General features: G+C 50.2%; 1 rRNA gene. It reads right to left on the reverse strand.

Features of this window, described 5'->3' with window-relative positions:
- Positions 1 to 229, reverse strand: a 23S ribosomal RNA gene (locus tag QSV36_RS26205); the annotation flags it as partial.

Consider the following 229-nt stretch of genomic DNA (forward strand, 5'->3'; position numbering starts at 1 on the left):
GTGTCGGTTTGGGGTACGGTTCCCAGTTATCTGAAGCTTAGGAGCTTTTCTTGGAAGCATGGTATCAACCACTTCGTCGCCTAAAGGCAACTCGTCATCAGCTCTCGGCCTTGAGATCCCGGATTTGCCTAAGATTTCAGCCTACCACCTTAAACCTGGACAACCAACGCCAGGCTGGCCTAACCTTCTCCGTCCCTCCATCGCAATAACTGGAAGTACAGGAATATTA

This window comes from Pseudomonas sp. BCRC 81390, assembly GCF_030341915.1.
In the GTDB taxonomy this organism is placed as follows: Bacteria; Pseudomonadota; Gammaproteobacteria; order Pseudomonadales; family Pseudomonadaceae; genus Aquipseudomonas.